The 14,361-nt window shown below is 67.4% G+C and carries 12 protein-coding genes; 4 read left to right on the forward strand and 8 right to left on the reverse strand.

The window, feature by feature from the left end:
* Positions 1-35: 35 nt before the first annotated feature.
* The 5 genes from guaA to guaB form a co-directional block, all read right to left on the reverse strand.
* Positions 36-1,598 carry a glutamine-hydrolyzing GMP synthase gene (guaA, locus tag K32_RS13130; RefSeq protein WP_201399973.1) on the reverse strand — a complete coding sequence of 521 codons (1,563 nt, stop codon included), beginning with the start codon at positions 1,596-1,598 and terminating at the stop codon, positions 36-38.
* 141 nt (positions 1,599-1,739) lie between these two features.
* The gene (locus K32_RS13135; RefSeq protein WP_201399974.1) at positions 1,740-2,207 is read right to left on the reverse strand and encodes a hypothetical protein; all 468 of its coding nucleotides are present in this window, start codon (positions 2,205-2,207) and stop codon (positions 1,740-1,742) included.
* Between the two features lie 216 nt (positions 2,208-2,423).
* On the reverse strand, positions 2,424-3,737 hold the full coding sequence (locus tag K32_RS13140; RefSeq protein WP_201399975.1) for an RsmB/NOP family class I SAM-dependent RNA methyltransferase: 1,314 nt from the start codon (positions 3,735-3,737) through the stop codon (positions 2,424-2,426).
* Positions 3,738-3,749: 12 nt separating this feature from the next.
* A complete protein-coding gene (locus K32_RS13145) occupies positions 3,750-4,157 on the reverse strand; it encodes an MAPEG family protein (protein ID WP_201399976.1) in 408 nt (135 codons plus the stop codon).
* 122 nt (positions 4,158-4,279) lie between these two features.
* Positions 4,280-5,770 (reverse strand): IMP dehydrogenase, encoded by a 1,491-nt coding sequence (gene guaB / locus K32_RS13150; RefSeq protein WP_201399977.1) that lies wholly within the window; start codon positions 5,768-5,770, stop codon positions 4,280-4,282.
* A 303-nt stretch (positions 5,771-6,073) separates the two neighbouring features.
* Between guaB and K32_RS13155 the strand changes: the two genes are divergently transcribed.
* On the forward strand, positions 6,074-7,522 hold the full coding sequence (locus K32_RS13155) for a DHA2 family efflux MFS transporter permease subunit (RefSeq protein WP_201399978.1): 1,449 nt from the start codon (positions 6,074-6,076) through the stop codon (positions 7,520-7,522).
* A 22-nt stretch (positions 7,523-7,544) separates the two neighbouring features.
* On the opposite strand, the gene K32_RS13160 is transcribed toward K32_RS13155, so the two are convergent.
* Together K32_RS13160 and K32_RS13165 are read right to left on the reverse strand one after the other, a co-directional pair.
* Positions 7,545-8,294 carry an RlmE family RNA methyltransferase gene (locus tag K32_RS13160; RefSeq protein WP_201399979.1) on the reverse strand — a complete coding sequence of 250 codons (750 nt, stop codon included), beginning with the start codon at positions 8,292-8,294 and terminating at the stop codon, positions 7,545-7,547.
* Complete coding sequence (locus K32_RS13165) at positions 8,291-9,466, reverse strand: Ppx/GppA phosphatase family protein (protein ID WP_371812671.1); 1,176 nt, start codon at positions 9,464-9,466, stop codon at positions 8,291-8,293. Before K32_RS13165 ends, K32_RS13160 begins: the two co-directional genes overlap by 4 nt.
* Positions 9,467-10,016: 550 nt before the next feature.
* Between K32_RS13165 and K32_RS13170 the strand changes: the two genes are divergently transcribed.
* Together K32_RS13170 and K32_RS13175 are read left to right on the forward strand one after the other, a co-directional pair.
* The gene (locus K32_RS13170; protein WP_244669489.1) at positions 10,017-11,150 is read left to right on the forward strand and encodes a transglycosylase SLT domain-containing protein; all 1,134 of its coding nucleotides are present in this window, start codon (positions 10,017-10,019) and stop codon (positions 11,148-11,150) included.
* Between the two features lie 254 nt (positions 11,151-11,404).
* Positions 11,405-11,884 carry a VOC family protein gene (locus K32_RS13175; RefSeq protein WP_201399981.1) on the forward strand — a complete coding sequence of 160 codons (480 nt, stop codon included), beginning with the start codon at positions 11,405-11,407 and terminating at the stop codon, positions 11,882-11,884.
* 46 nt (positions 11,885-11,930) lie between these two features.
* Here the strand turns inward: K32_RS13175 and K32_RS13180 are convergent, their stop codons facing one another.
* Complete coding sequence (locus tag K32_RS13180; RefSeq protein ID WP_201399982.1) at positions 11,931-13,025, reverse strand: ATP-dependent RecD-like DNA helicase; 1,095 nt, start codon at positions 13,023-13,025, stop codon at positions 11,931-11,933.
* Between the two features lie 409 nt (positions 13,026-13,434).
* On the opposite strand from K32_RS13180, the gene K32_RS13185 reads away from it, so the two are divergent.
* Positions 13,435-14,256: a L,D-transpeptidase gene (locus tag K32_RS13185; protein WP_244669490.1), complete on the forward strand. Its 822-nt coding sequence runs from the start codon at positions 13,435-13,437 to the stop codon at positions 14,254-14,256.
* Positions 14,257-14,361: the final 105 nt, after the last annotated feature.

A 14,361-nucleotide genomic window follows, 5' to 3' on the forward strand; every position in this document is an offset into this window, starting at 1 on the left:
CGGCGTATTTATGGATACCGCCGGACAGTCACAAATCATTCCCACTCGATCGTGCCAGGGGGCTTTGAGGTTACGTCGTAGACGACGCGGTTGACGCCCTTGACCTCGTTGATGATGCGGGTCGCGGCCTGGCCGAGGAAGGCCATGTCGTAGGGGTAGAAATCCGCCGTCATGCCGTCGACCGAGGTGACGGCGCGCAGCGCCAGCACGGAATCATAGGTGCGGCCGTCGCCCATCACGCCGACCGTCTGCACCGGCAGCAGCACGGCGAACGCCTGCCAGATCGTGTCGTAGAGGCCGGCCTTGCGGATCTCGTCGAGATAGATCGCATCGGCCTTGCGCAGGATGTCGAGCTTCTCCCGCGTCACGCCGCCCGGCAGGCGGATGGCGAGGCCAGGGCCCGGGAAGGGGTGGCGGCCGACGAAGCTGTCCGGCAGGCCGAGCTCGCGGCCAAGCGCGCGCACCTCGTCCTTGAACAGCTCGCGCAGCGGCTCGACCAGCTTCATGTTCATCCGCGCCGGCAGGCCGCCGACATTGTGGTGCGACTTGATCGTCACCGAGGGGCCGCCCGAGAACGAGACGCTCTCGATCACGTCGGGATAGAGCGTGCCCTGGGCGAGGAATTCCGGCGCGCCCTTGCCGTCGCTCGCGATCTTCTTCGCCTCGGCGTCGAACACGTCGATGAACAGCTTGCCGATGATCTTGCGCTTGGTCTCCGGGTCGGAGACGCCCTCGAGCTCGCCGATGAAGAGATCGGACGCGTCGACATGCACCAGCGGGATGTTGAAATGCTCGCGGAACAGCGTGACGACCTGGTCGCCCTCGTTCAGGCGCATCAGGCCGTGATCGACGAAGACGCAGGTGAGCTGGTCGCCGATCGCCTCGTGGATCAGCACCGCCGCGACGGCCGAGTCGACGCCGCCGGAGAGCGCGCAGAGCACCCTGCCCTTGCCGACCTGGGCGCGGATCTTCTCGATCATGTCCTGCCGGTAGCCGGACATGGTCCAGTCGGACTTCAGGCCGACGATGCCGTGCACGAAATTGGCGAGCAGCTTGCTGCCGTCCGGCGTGTGGACGACCTCGGGATGGAACTGGACGCCGTAGAAACGGCGCGCCTCGTCGGCGATCGCCGCAAAGGGCGCACCATCGGAAACGGCGATGACCTCGAAGCCCTCGGGGATCGCCATGACCTTGTCGCCGTGGCTCATCCAGACCTGATGGCGGCTGCCCTTCTCCCAGACGCCCTCGAACAGCGGCGATGCCTGCTTGACCTCGACGAAGGCGCGGCCGAACTCGCGATGCTCGCTGGTCTCGACGCGGCCGCCGAGCTGGGCGGTCATGGTCTGCTCGCCATAGCAGATACCGAGAACCGGGACGCCGGCCGCGAACACGGCTTCCGGCGCGCGGGGCGAGCCGATGTCTCCGGTGCTGGCCGGGCTGCCGGAGAGGATGACGCCCTTCGGCTTCAGCCTGGCGAAGGCCTCTTCGGCCTTCTGGAAGGGATGGATCTCGCAATAGACGCCGGTCTCGCGCAGACGGCGCGCAATCAGCTGCGTTACCTGCGATCCAAAATCGATGATGAGAATGCTGTCGGTCATGGAGGCGGTCCGGGCGTCTGAGGGGATTGGCCCCTCGGTTAAGCGATCGCGCCGCAAACTGCAATCGCCGAGCTGCCGATCACGGCGTGCATAGGTCAAGAAAACGGCCCGCTCCTGTTGGGGAGCGGGCCGCTGGGTCGATCAGGGCGCTGCGGTCGCGGGCGTATCCGTCGCCGGAGCCTCCGCGGCGGGCGCGGCCGGGGCCGGCTCGGCCGCCGGAGCCGGCGTTTCCGCCGCCGGCGCCGGGGCGGCCGGCGTCTCGGTCACGGGCGCGGGCTCGACAGCGGGCGCCGGCGTCGCGGGCGCCTCGGCGGCCGGAGCGGCAGCCGGGGCCGGCTCGACAGCCGGAGCCGGCTCGGCGGCCGGCGGCTCGACGACGACCGGAGCCGGGGCCCAGAACGCGAACTCGGCGCAACCCTCAGGCGCCTTGGCGTCGGCGAAGCGCTCCTTGAGCTTCTTGCACGCGAACTCGCGCGCCGACGTCGGCAAGTACTTGTTGATCTCGACGCCGAGCGGATCGTTCGGATTGCCGGCGGCGAACACGAAGTAAGCCCAGTATCCGGCGAACAGCACGATCATAATGGCGATGAGCCTGAGCAGCCTGCGCATGTAGTTAGACCTCCTGGAGCACCGGCCCGGGCGACGAGAACCGCCTTCCGGAAACCGGCGTTCAAACCAAAACGATGGAGCGGTTTCTTCACAAACCAGGCGCGTACACCGCTCCAGTCCGGGAAACCCCGGGCGGCCCTTCTATCGGCGCAGCCGCGCCGTGTCGAGGCGAGCTGCCCGCAACCCGGCATGGGCACACAGATAGATGGCCCCGATTCAGGCCGTGCGCGTCAGAACCGAGACAAAGAAACCGTCCGTGCCGCTGGTGCGCGGCGTCATCAGTAGACCGTTCTGGAGAAGGCGGACTGCCGGGCCGAGGATGTTCATCGATTCTTGCTCATAGGCCTCGACGACAGCCTGCGGCGGCACAACAGCGAAGCCGGGATGCGCGGCGAGGAAGGCCGCGACCTGGTCGCTGTTCTCTTCCTCGAGCACCGAGCAGGTGATGTAGGCGAGCCGGCCGCCCGGCTTCACGTAGCGGGCGGCGGTTTCAAGCACCAGCGCCTGGTCCTTGTTGCGCTCGGCGAGACTGCCCGGCCGAATGCGCCACTTGGCGTCGGGATTGCGGCGCCAGGTGCCCGTACCGGTGCAGGGCGCATCGACAAGGACCAGATCCATCCGGTGTTCGAGATCGTCGAGCACGTCGCTGTTCGGGCGCGGCGTGCGGACCTGGACGTTGCGGACGCCGGCGCGCGCCAGCCGGTCATGGATCGGCGCCAGACGACGACGATCGCTGTCATGCGCGAAGATCTGGCCGTGATTCTGCATCGCGGCCGCGAGCGCCAGCGTCTTGCCGCCGCCGCCGGCGCAGAGATCGAGCACCTGCTGGCCCGGACGCGCGCCGGCGAATTCCGCCGCGAGCTGGCTGCCGAGATCCTGGATCTCGATCTGCCCCTTCAGGAAGGGTTCGGTCGAGGCGATATGCGGCTCGCCCCGCTCCGGCTCCAGCGGCAGGCGCAGGCAGAGCGTCGAGAGCGCCGGCCGCTCCGGCGCCCGGCCGATCGCCGCCGCAAGTTCGGAGGCGGCATGGTCGGGCTCGGCCCTGAGCGTATTGACGCGGAGATCGAGCGGCGCTGGCTCGGCGAGCGCCTGCATCTCGGCGACGACATCCTCGCCGAAGACGCGCGCCAGATTGGGCGCGATCCATTCCGGATAGTCCCCGCGCACGAAATCGGGCGCCTCGGCGAGGCGATCGACGCTGAGCGCGGCGCGTTCGTCTTCGGTCAGCGGCGCCGGCGCGAAACGATCACCGGAAAACAGCTTCTCGATCGCGGCGATGTCGAGCCCGCGATGGAAGTGGAACAGTCCGAGCATGACGGAGCGGCCGTCGTCGCCGCCGGCAACAGCCGCCGACGAGTTCTTGTGGCGGAGCGCGTCGAAGACGAGATCGCCGATCGCGCGCCGGTCCTTCGAGCCGGCAAAGCGGTGCGCGAGGCCCCACTCCTTCAGCGCGTCGGGCGCCGGGCGGCGGCGGGTGGCGATATCATCGAGGACTTCGATGGCGGCGGAGATGCGTGCGGCTGGGATCATGGTCCGGCGCTTCTAGAGGATACGGACGGCGAGGTCGAGCCAGAGGAAGCCCACGAGCAGGAATCCGACGAGAAAGCTGAGGTGCCGCAGGGCCAGCGGGCCGTTGAGCGAGGCGATCGTATGGACCACGCGGCTCGCCACGAAGAGCCAGGCGACCACGAGTTCCAGAATGGACGCGCCGTTGACGCCGAACAGGAAGCCGATGACGACGAAGAAGAGGAGCGGCAGCTCGAACTGGTTGGCGAGATGACGGCGCGCCGTCGCCGAGGCCTGCGGCTCGGCCACGCCGGGCGGGAAGTCGGTGCTCGGCACGGCTCCGCTCGCAACCGCGCCGCGGCGGGTGATGCCGAGCCAGAGATAGCAAAGCGCGATCAGCGCGAACTGCGCGATCGCCGGCCAGAGAATAGCGGTTTTCAGCATGAAGCCCCCGATCGGTTGCACCGGTGCAGACCAGCATCCGGGCACGCCCGGCTGGGTAAAAACAGGAAAAGGGGCAGGAGGTTCCCCTGCCCCTTTCATCCTGCCAGCGTATTGGCCGCGCGTCAGCCGATGCCGGGATAGTTCGGGCTCTCGCGCGTGATCGTCACGTCATGCGTGTGGCTCTCGCGCAGACCCGCCGTCGAGATGCGGACGAAGCGGGCCCGCTCGCGGAAGGCTTCGAGATTCTCGGCGCCGACATAGCCCATGGCGGCGCGCAGGCCGCCGGCGAGCTGGTGCAGAACGCCGCTGACAGGGCCCTTGTACGGAACCTGGCCCTCGACGCCCTCGGGCACCAGCTTCAGCGTGTCGCGCACTTCGGCCTGGAAGTAGCGGTCGGCCGAGCCGCGCGCCATCGCGCCGACTGAGCCCATGCCGCGATACGCCTTGAACGAGCGTCCCTGGTGCAGATAGACCTCGCCCGGGCTTTCCTCGGTGCCGGCGAGCAGCGAGCCGATCATGGCGCAGCGCGCGCCGGCGGCGAGCGCCTTGGCGAGATCGCCGGAATACTTGATGCCGCCATCGGCGACGATCGGGATGTCGGCCTTGTCGGCGGCGGCGACGGCTTCCATGATCGCGGTCAGCTGCGGCACGCCGACGCCGGCCACAACGCGCGTCGTGCAGATCGAGCCGGGACCGATGCCGATCTTGACCGCGTCGGCACCGGCGTCAATGAGCGCCTGGGCGCCCTCGGCGGTGGCGACGTTGCCGGCCATGACCTGGACCCGGTTCGACAGCTTCTTGACCCGTTCGACGGCCTCGAGCACGCGCTGCGAATGACCGTGCGCGGTGTCGACGACGATCAGGTCGACCCCGGCGTCGATCAACCGCTCGGTCCGCTCGATGCCGTTTTCGCCGACCGTGGTGGCGGCCGCGACGCGGAGGCGTCCCTGCTCGTCCTTGGCGGCGTTCGGATTGAGCTGGCTCTTCTCCATGTCCTTGACGGTGATCAGGCCGATGCAGCGATAGGCCTTGTCGACGACGACGAGCTTCTCGATCCGGTGCTGGTGCAGCAGGCGACGCGCCTCGTCCTGGCTGACGCCTTCCTTCACGGTGACGAGACCCTCGCGGGTCATCAGCTCATAGACCTTCTGGTCCGGGTTGGAGGCGAAGCGCACGTCGCGGTTGGTCAGGATGCCGACCAGGCGGCCCGGGCTGCCGCCGCCCTCGACGACGGGGATGCCGGAGATGCGGTGCGCCTTCATCAGCGCCAACGCGTCGGCGAGCGTCGCGTCCGGCTCGATCGTGACGGGGTTCACGACCATGCCCGATTCGAACTTCTTGACCTGCCGGACCTCTTCCGCCTGCTGTTCGGGCGAAAGGTTGCGGTGGATGACGCCGAGGCCGCCGGCCTGCGCCATGGCGATGGCGAGGCGCGCTTCGGTGACCGTGTCCATCGCCGACGAGATGATCGGAATGTTGAGCTCGATCTCGCGCGTCAGCCGCGTGCGGATGTCGACCTCGCCCGGCATGACGAGCGAATGACCCGGCTGAAGCAGCACGTCGTCAAACGTGAGTGCCTCGCGTCCGGTCGACAATTCAAGGATCTGGGCCATGGCCAACGCTCCGAATGCAAAAGACCAACCGGGGGACCAAGGGTCGCCGGTGGCCGGGTTCATCGAATAGGGTTGGCGGTGGTCTCTATCATGGCAACGCAGCCGCTGGAAAGCCTCGTCCGGCAGAATTTCGCATGACGCCTGCGTCATAGCGCCGGGGCCGGCCAGCGACTGCCTCCTGCGCCGCAATGCCGCTTGGCTTCCGTCGCGAATGGGTTCATTCAGAAGGCCTGCCGCACCCGCCTTCCCCCCAGGCGCGATGGCCGCGCCATCCGCGCCCTGCCTTTCCCGAGATGGAGCTTCATGCCTCCGCATCGCCCGCCCGCCCGGATTCTCCTGCCGCTGATCGTCGCCTGCGCGCTGTTCATGGAGAACCTCGATTCGACCGTGCTTTCGACGTCGCTGCCCGCCATCGCCCGGGATTTCGGCGTCAGTCCGATCGACCTGAAGCTGGCGCTCACCTCCTACCTGCTGACCATCGCCATCTTCATCCCGGCCTCGGGGTGGATCGCCGACCGGTTCGGCGCGCGCTCCGTCTTCCGCCTCGCCATCGCCCTCTTCACGCTCGGCTCGATCTGCTGCGGCTTGTCCAGCTCGATCCCGGAAATCGTCGCCTCGCGCGTCCTGCAGGGCATCGGCGGCGCGATGATGGTGCCGGTCGGGCGGCTGGTGATCCTGAAATCAGTGTCCAAGAGCGAGCTCGTGGGCGCGCTCGCCTGGCTGACCGTGCCGGCCCTGGTCGGCCCGGTCGTCGGCCCGGTCGTCGGCGGCTTCATCACCACCTATTTCGACTGGCGCTGGATCTTCTGGATCAACGTGCCGATCGGCATTCTCGGCGTGACGCTGGCGACGCTCTTCATTCCGGACATTCACGGCGAGGAGCGCGTCCGCTTCGATTTCATCGGCTTCCTGCTGACCGCCTTCGGCATCGCCGGCTTCATCACCGGCTCGACCTCGCTCGGCCTCAACCTGATGCCCTGGCCCTATGTGCTCGCCTGCCTGTTCGGCGGCGCCGCGCTGCTGGTCGCCTATTTCTTCTACAGCCGGCGCGTCGCGAACCCGATCCTCGACCTGTCGCTGTTCGCCATTCCGAGCTTCGCCGCCAGCGTCTTCGGCGGCATGCTGTTCCGGATCGGCATCGGCGCGCTGCCCTTCCTGCTGCCGCTGATGCTGCAGCTCGGCTACCGGCTGACGCCCTTCCAGTCCGGCACGATCACCTTCGTCTCGGCGCTCGGCGCCATCGCCATGAAGTTCGTCGCGCCGCCCCTGCTGCGCCGCTTCGGCTTCCGGCCTGTGCTGATCGCCAATTCCTTCATCGCGGCGATCTTCGTCGGCATTCCGGCGGCCTTCTCGATCGGCACGCCGATGCATCTGATCACCGGCTTGCTGTTCATCGGCGGCTTCTTCCGCTCGCTGCAGTTCACCAGCGCCAACGCCCTCTCCTTCGCCGACGTGCCGCAGGCGAAGATGAGCCGGGCCACGAGCATGACCAGCGTCTTCCAGCAATTGTCGCTGTCGCTGGGCATCTCGACCGGCGCGATCTCGCTGCAGCTGACCATGCGGGCGCATGGCGGCCAGCTCGGCCTGACCGATTTTCACCCGGCCTTCCTGGTCGTCGGCCTGATCGCGCTGAGCTCGGTGATCTTCTTCATCCGCATGCCCCGCAACGCCGGCGAGGAAATGTCGGGACGAAAGGTCGTCACCAAGGAGCTCGCGCCCGACCCGGTCACGGCCATGCGCGAGCGGGCCTGAGGGTCAGCTCCGGCCCGGCGGCCTACGGCCGCCAGCCCTCGTCCGGACCGTCATCGGTCTCGCGCGCGTCTGCGACCTGCTTGCGGCCCTTGAAGCCCTTGGCGAGCAGGAACAGCTCCACCGAGCCCGCCCGGCTCGCCGGCGGCTTGATGTGGTAGACGTTGGCGAAATGCTGCTTGAGCTGGGTCAGCACGGTGCCCTCGGCGCCGCCGCGGAACACCTTGGTCAGGAAGTGCCCGCCGGGCTTCAGCACGTCGAGCGCGAATTCGACCGCGACCTCGCAGAGATGGATCGTCCTGAGATGGTCGGTCTTCTGGTGACCGGTCGTCGGCGCCGCCATGTCGGACATGACGACATCGGCGCGGCCGCCCAGCGCCTCTTCGAGCAGCGCCGGCGCATCCTCGTCGAGGAAGTCCTTCTGGAACAGGATGACGCCCGGAAGCTCGTCCATCTCCAGATAGTCGATGGCGACAACCAGCTTGTTCTCGTCGGTCGACCCAACGCGCTCGACCGCGACCTGCGACCAGCCGCCCGGCGCGGCGCCGAGATCGACCACCTTCATGCCCGGCGCCAGAATCTTGTGCTTGTCGTCGATCTCGATTAGCTTGTAGGCGGCGCGCGAGCGATAGCCCTCGCGCTTCGAACGCGCGACATAGGGATCGTTCAGCTGGCGCTGGAGCCAGCGCTGCGACGAGGCCGTGCGGCCGCGCGACGTCTTGACCCGAACGGTGAGCTCGCGCCCACCCGGTCCCCTGCCCTTGGTCGTGCTCATGACGTACGCCCCCCCTGTCGATGGGGCGAGCGCCGCCAGACGCCGTCCTCAGCCATCATTTCCACCAGAATTCCTTCACGCAGGCCGCGATCCGCCACCCGCAGCCGCTGGCAGGGCCAGCGCCGGCGAATGGCTTCGAGAATGGCGCAGCCCGCCAGCACCAGATCCGCCCGTTCCCGACCGATGCAGGGATTAGCGATCCGCGCGGCATAGTCCATGCCCGTCAGCGTGTTCATCATCAGATTGACCTCATCGGCCGTCATCCACGTGCCGTCAACCCGGCGCCGATCATAACGATCGAGGCCGAGATGCACACCGGCCAGCGTCGTCACGGTTCCGGAGGTGCCCAGCATATGGAGATTGCCGGCGGCGACGGCCTGGTCGAGCGCCACCGCCTCCGGGAAGTCGCGGAGCATCTCGGCGACCTCGGCCACCATCGCCTCGAAGACCTCGGCCGTCACCGTCTCGCCGCCATGCCGCTCGCTCAGCGTCACGACGCCGACCGGCAGCGACGCCCAGGTCCGGATCCGATCCGACATGCGCCGGCGACGTCCCTCGGCCGGGCGCGTCAAGTCGATCCAGACCAGCTCCGACGAGCCGCCGCCGATATCGAACAAAAGCGCGCCGTTGGAATTCGGATCGATCAGCGAGGCGCAGCCGGACACGGCGAGCCGCGCCTCGGTCTCGCGCGACACGATCTCGAGCGCCAGCCCCGTCTCGCTGCGGACCCGCTCCAGGAAGATCGCGCCGTTCTCGGCCGAGCGGCATGCTTCCGTGGCGATCAGCCGGGCGCGCAGGACGCCGCGATCGGCGAGCTTGGAGCGGCAAACGCGCAACGCGTCGACAGCCCTGTCCATCGCCGCCTCGCCGAGCCGGCCGCTGCGGCCGACGCCTTCGCCGAGCCGCACGATGCGCGAGAACGCATCGACGACGCGAAAACCCCGCTCGCGCGGCTGCGCGATCAGCAGGCGGCAATTGTTGGTGCCGAGATCGAGCGCGGCGTAGAGCGTCTCGACCGGAGCAGCGGCTTCGGCGCGAGGACGCTCCTCGACACGGGACGGCGTGCGTTGCGCGGGCGACGGCGCCCCGACGGCGCCATTGCGCGAAGGCGCGGGGCGCGCCGGCGCACCGAGGCCAGCCTTGGCCGACGGCGCATAGCCGCGCGCGTTCATTGATCGATCGGCTGGACCGGATCGGCCCCGCTCGTTCGCCTTCGCTTCGATCGGCTTTTCGCCCGAGGCATAGACGGGCCGGCGCTTCTTGCGCCGCCTGCCCTTCTTCTTGCCAGGCAGTGCCTGCCCAGCGCCACGGGGGCCCTGGTCAGAACCGCCGGCGGTCCCGACATGATTCTGCGGCACGGCCGCGGAATCACTGGCGGGCGCCCTGGACTCCGCGATACGCGGATCCTCGCCCGAGATTGTCACATCAAATCCTTCGGCTGCGCGGACACAGGACAAATGGGTCCGGCGCGCAGCTCATCGCGTGCCTTGTTGAGGCCGAGTGTAGCAGCAAGCAGCGACGGCACAAGCGCGGCCCGCCAATAGCTTTCGCGTCAGGCAATTCAATGCGCATCAATTGCCACGGAAACGCCATTTTAACGACAAAATGAGGGGCAATTCAGGATGTGGAGGCGACGCAGATCGCCTCTGCTTACCGGCAGACTTGCCTCATCGGGCGCCGCGTGAGAGTTTTACCGACCGATTAACCAGGCTTGGAGCCTCCTTGATCAGCCCTCTGCACCCGATGCGGCCCCGATCCGGCCGCATCACAACCGCAATTGCCGGCCGGATGCGCAGCCTCCTCGTGCTGTTGTTCTGTGTCCTGGTCCCGGCGGCGGTCATGGCCGACGAAGGCCCGACGCAAGGCGAAATCGAAGCGCGCATCGCGCATTACGCCAAGATGTACGGCATTCCGTTCGCCCTGCTGCGCAAGGTGGTCAAGACGGAGAGCACCTTCAATCCGGCGGCGCGCAACGGCCCGTACTGGGGCCTGATGCAGATCCGGCACGATACGGCGCAGGGCCTCGGCTATCGCGGCCCGCCGACCGGGCTGCTCGACGCGGAAACCAATCTCATCTATGGCGGCGCCTATCTCGCCAACGCCTACATCGTCGCCGGCGGCAATGAGCGCCAGGCCCACGCCCTGTACAAGAGCGGCTACTATTTCGAGGCCAAGCGGAAGCGCATGCTGGCCAAGCTGATCAAGGTGCCGATGGGCGCCGAGCCGGTGATGGTCGCCGGCAGGACGATCGCCAAGCCGGCAGCGAACGAACCCGAGAACGCCAAGCTGGTCGTCGCCAGCCTGGATACAGCCGACGCAGCCCCCAAACCGATCGCCAAGCCCACATCGCCCATCGTCGCCGCCAAGCCCGCCCCGACGATCGTCGAGGCGAAGGCTGAGCCGGAAGTGGTCGCCAAGCCGGTCGTGGCCAAGGCGGAAATCGTCATGCCGCTGCTGCCACGCCGCCGCCCGGCGGCGCCGATCCAGGTCGCCGCGCTCACCGAACCCAAACCGGAAGCATCCAAGCCCGAAGCGCCGCGCGGCCTGCTCTTTGCGACGGCGCTGGTTCCCGCTTCGCAGACCGCCGGCGCGATCAACGCCGGAGAGATCATCGCCCGGCCCGAGCTGGCGCTCGCCGGCGCCTCCTCCGGCTTCGCCCGGGACGCCACCGCGGCGGCCTTCGCCCCGGCGCCTCGGCCGGCTCCGCCCCATTCCACGGCAGCGCTCCGAACCGCGCTCCGGCTTACGACGACGCAGGACAAGGCCGCGTCAGACACGTCAGCCCAGTCGCCCGCTCCGGCCGCGCCGCTGCCGCGTCACCGTCCGGTCGTCCCGGCCGCCCACAAGGCGAACTGATCCCGCCCCGCATGACCTTGCCTTGACCCGCGGTCGCCCCTGCCGCTGCGGAAGCGCTGGCTTGACCACCTGCCGACCCCGTGCCTAGCTGAGCCTCCGCCTAATGGCGGAGGGAGGTCCAGTAGGGGAGATTTCAGCGGCGGAATGCGGGCTGTTCACCGCCCAGCACGAACTCGCCTGCCCTGCCCGGATCCTTGCGCAACGCCAACAAGCGAGCGCCGCCAACGAGCGTTCCGGAGGGAGGGGAAACCGACATGCGAACATTCACCGAAGGCGGCACGATGCAGGTCGCCTACGTCGTCCGCGACCTCGAGGCAGCGATGAAGCGCCACTGGGAGGTCTTCGGCATCGGCCCCTGGGACGTCTACCAGTTCGAGCCCGGCAAGGTTCAAGACTACGTCTATCGCGGCAAGCCGGCGACGCACACCTGCCTGATCGCCATTGCCTGGAGCGGCGATACCCAGCTCGAACTGATGCAGCCGCTGACCGGCTACAGCATCTATGACGAACATCTCGAGAAGCACGGCGAGGGCCTGCACCACATCAAGCTGTTCTATGCGGACTGCAAGAAGGCGGTCGAGGAGTTCGTCCGCAAGGGCTATCCGGTGATCCAGAGCGGCCGGATCGACGACGACGAGCACTACTATCTCGATACCGAAAAGGACTTCGGCTACATCATCGAGCTCGGCAATGCCGGCCGGATCCGGCCGGCTGAACGCGTCTACCCGACCTGATCACGGCCGATAGGGCGACGGCGCGAAAGCGCCCTCGCCTCATCCCTCAGCGGACAATGGTGATCCGCTTCGCGGCCCGGGTTAGGCCCGTATAGAGCCAGCGATCGCGATGCTCGCGGAAGGCGTAGCTCTCGTCGAACAGGACAAGATTGTCCCATTGCGAGCCCTGCGATTTGTGCACCGTCAGCGCATAGCCATAGTCGAACTCGTCGGAGTTGCGGCGCTGCGCATAAGGCAGGTCCTCGCCGCCATTCTCGAAGAAGTTCGGATGGACGGAGACCTTCACGGCCTTGCCGGTGGCGTCTTCCTCGGGCTTGACGGCGAGACGCAGCAGGCTCTTGCGCGGCGCGGCCAGCTCCGAGACGACCCAGGTGCCGCCGTTCAGGAGGCCCTTCTGCTTGTCGTTGCGAAGGCAGACCAGCTTGTCGCCGACCGCCGGCATCGGGCTCAGCAGTCCTTTCAGCTCGCGGATGCGCTGGTTGTAGAGTCGGCGCGTCTTGTTGGTGCCGACGAGCACCTGGTCGGCGGCGAGGATCTGCGCGGCATCGATCTCGCGCCGCGAGATCACGCGGCTTTCGCCATGCTCGCCATATTCGATCGGCTCGCCGGCGCGCACCGCCATCGAGAGGCGGATGATCGGATTGTCCTGCGCCTGGCGATGCACCTCGGTCAGCATGGAGTCGGGCTCCTGCTCGGTGAAGAAGCCGCCGCCCTTGACCGGCGGCAGCTGCGCCGGGTCGCCGAGCACCAGCACGGGGGTGCCGAACGACAGCAGGTCGCGGCCGAGCTCCTCGTCGACCATCGAGCATTCGTCGATGATGATCAGATCCGCCTTGGAGGCCGCGCTCTCGTGGTTAATGGCGAAGACCGGCTGCTCCTCGTCATCGCCGGCGCGCGGCCGGTAGATCAGGCTGTGAATCGTGCCGGCGCCCTCGCACCCCTTGGAGCGCAGCACATGCGCGGCCTTGCCGGTGAAGGCGGCAAAAGCGACGTCCCCGTCGATGTCAGCGGCGATATGGCGGGCAAGCGTCGTCTTGCCCGTTCCGGCATAGCCGAACAGACGGAAGACGGGACTGTCTCCGCGCCGCAGCCATTCAGACACGGCGGAGAGCGCATTTTCCTGTTGGGGTGACCAGCGCATAAGGACTCCGAACTTTGACCCGCCCCTGATAGCCGATTCAGGCGCGACATGCAGGAACGCGGGCGGAGAAACGATGTATCATTTCGGCAACATCCCTCCGGATCCCGGGGCCGAAGCCGAAAACATGCTTAACGCGCCTTGGTTTCGGCCCATCGCAGCCGCACAAATTGCACCGACGCCGTGTCCCCGCTGGTTTCGATCACTTTTGATTGGCCCTTGGTGTGGCGAAATTGTCATTGCGGTGAAATGCGAAAGCAACCAGTAACGATATCAATCATCTTCTTGGATCGCGCCGCCCAGGCGTCGGCGGAATCGAGCCAGTCGAGACGGTTGGATCCCGGATCCGCTCCTCCAGCGTTCCGGTCTTTCATTGGGTTCATCCCAGTTTGATGATGAAAAGGAACAGGCTTTGAACGATACGAAGCCTCTAAAGTCAGCGGGCAAGCTTAGCCGTCGCACATTCATGATCGGCCTGCCCGTCGTGCTCGCAGCCTGCCAGACGACTCCGCCGCCTCCCGGCCTGGCGCCGAACGCCGTCACCGGTCCGGGCCGCGCCCCGCAGATCGACCAGGGCTTTGCGTCCATGTACGGCCCGATTACCGACGAGCCGTTCCCGATCGCGGCGATCGACCTCACGAAGATCAATCCGCGCTTCTATCGTCAGGTGGTGGATCTGCCGTCCAGCATCAATGCCGAGCCCGGTACGATCGTCATCGATCCGTACAACCATTTCCTCTACCTCGCCTTCGAGAACAACACCGCGCTGCGCTACGGCGTCGGCGTCGGCCGCGAGGGCTTCGCCTGGTCGGGCGACGCGACGATCCAGGCCAAGCAGCAGTGGCCGAAGTGGCATCCGCCCAAGGAAATGCAGGCCCGCGACCCGGCGGCCGCCAAGTGGCCGAACGGCATGCCCGGCGGCCCCGGCAACCCGCTCGGCGCCCGCGCGCTCTATCTCTACCAGGGCAAGGTCGACACGCTGTACCGCATCCACGGCACGACGCAGCCCTGGTCGATCGGCAAGTCGCTGTCGTCCGGCTGCATCCGCATGATGAACCAGGACATCATCGACCTCTACAACCGCGCGCCGATCGGCACCAAGGTCAAGGTGCTGGGCAACGCCACGCCGGATCCCGTCGCGGTCTACGATTCCAAGGGCGGCGCCGTTCCGGATCCCGAGCCGTCCTCGACCGCCGGCTACGGCACGACGCCTCCGGACAACGTCCACGGCTGATCGCGGCGATCGCGAAAGCAGAAACAGAAAGGCCCTCCATCGGAGGGCCTTTTTCTTTGGCGCGGCAATCGGGAAATCGAGAGCGGAGCCCGATGGCTGCAGGCT

The sequence above is a fragment of the Kaistia sp. 32K genome (assembly GCF_016629525.1).
In the GTDB taxonomy this organism is placed as follows: Bacteria; Pseudomonadota; Alphaproteobacteria; order Rhizobiales; family Kaistiaceae; genus Kaistia.

Excerpts from the sequence above, each read along its gene's own strand:
- K32_RS13140 (WP_201399975.1), bottom strand. The coding sequence starts at position 3,737 with ATGATCCCAGCCGCACGCATCTCCGCCGCCATCGAAGTCCTCGATGAT.
- K32_RS13175 (WP_201399981.1), top strand. The coding sequence starts at position 11,405 with ATGCGAACATTCACCGAAGGCGGCACGATGCAGGTCGCCTACGTCGTC.
- K32_RS13155 (WP_201399978.1), top strand. The coding sequence starts at position 6,074 with ATGCCTCCGCATCGCCCGCCCGCCCGGATTCTCCTGCCGCTGATCGTC.
- K32_RS13135 (WP_201399974.1), bottom strand. The coding sequence starts at position 2,207 with ATGCGCAGGCTGCTCAGGCTCATCGCCATTATGATCGTGCTGTTCGCC.
- K32_RS13165 (WP_371812671.1), bottom strand. The coding sequence starts at position 9,466 with ATGAACGCGCGCGGCTATGCGCCGTCGGCCAAGGCTGGCCTCGGTGCG.
- guaA (WP_201399973.1), bottom strand. The coding sequence starts at position 1,598 with ATGACCGACAGCATTCTCATCATCGATTTTGGATCGCAGGTAACGCAG.
- guaB (WP_201399977.1), bottom strand. The coding sequence starts at position 5,770 with ATGGCCCAGATCCTTGAATTGTCGACCGGACGCGAGGCACTCACGTTT.
- K32_RS13180 (WP_201399982.1), bottom strand. The coding sequence starts at position 13,025 with ATGCGCTGGTCACCCCAACAGGAAAATGCGCTCTCCGCCGTGTCTGAA.
- K32_RS13145 (WP_201399976.1), bottom strand. The coding sequence starts at position 4,157 with ATGCTGAAAACCGCTATTCTCTGGCCGGCGATCGCGCAGTTCGCGCTG.
- K32_RS13160 (WP_201399979.1), bottom strand. The coding sequence starts at position 8,294 with ATGAGCACGACCAAGGGCAGGGGACCGGGTGGGCGCGAGCTCACCGTT.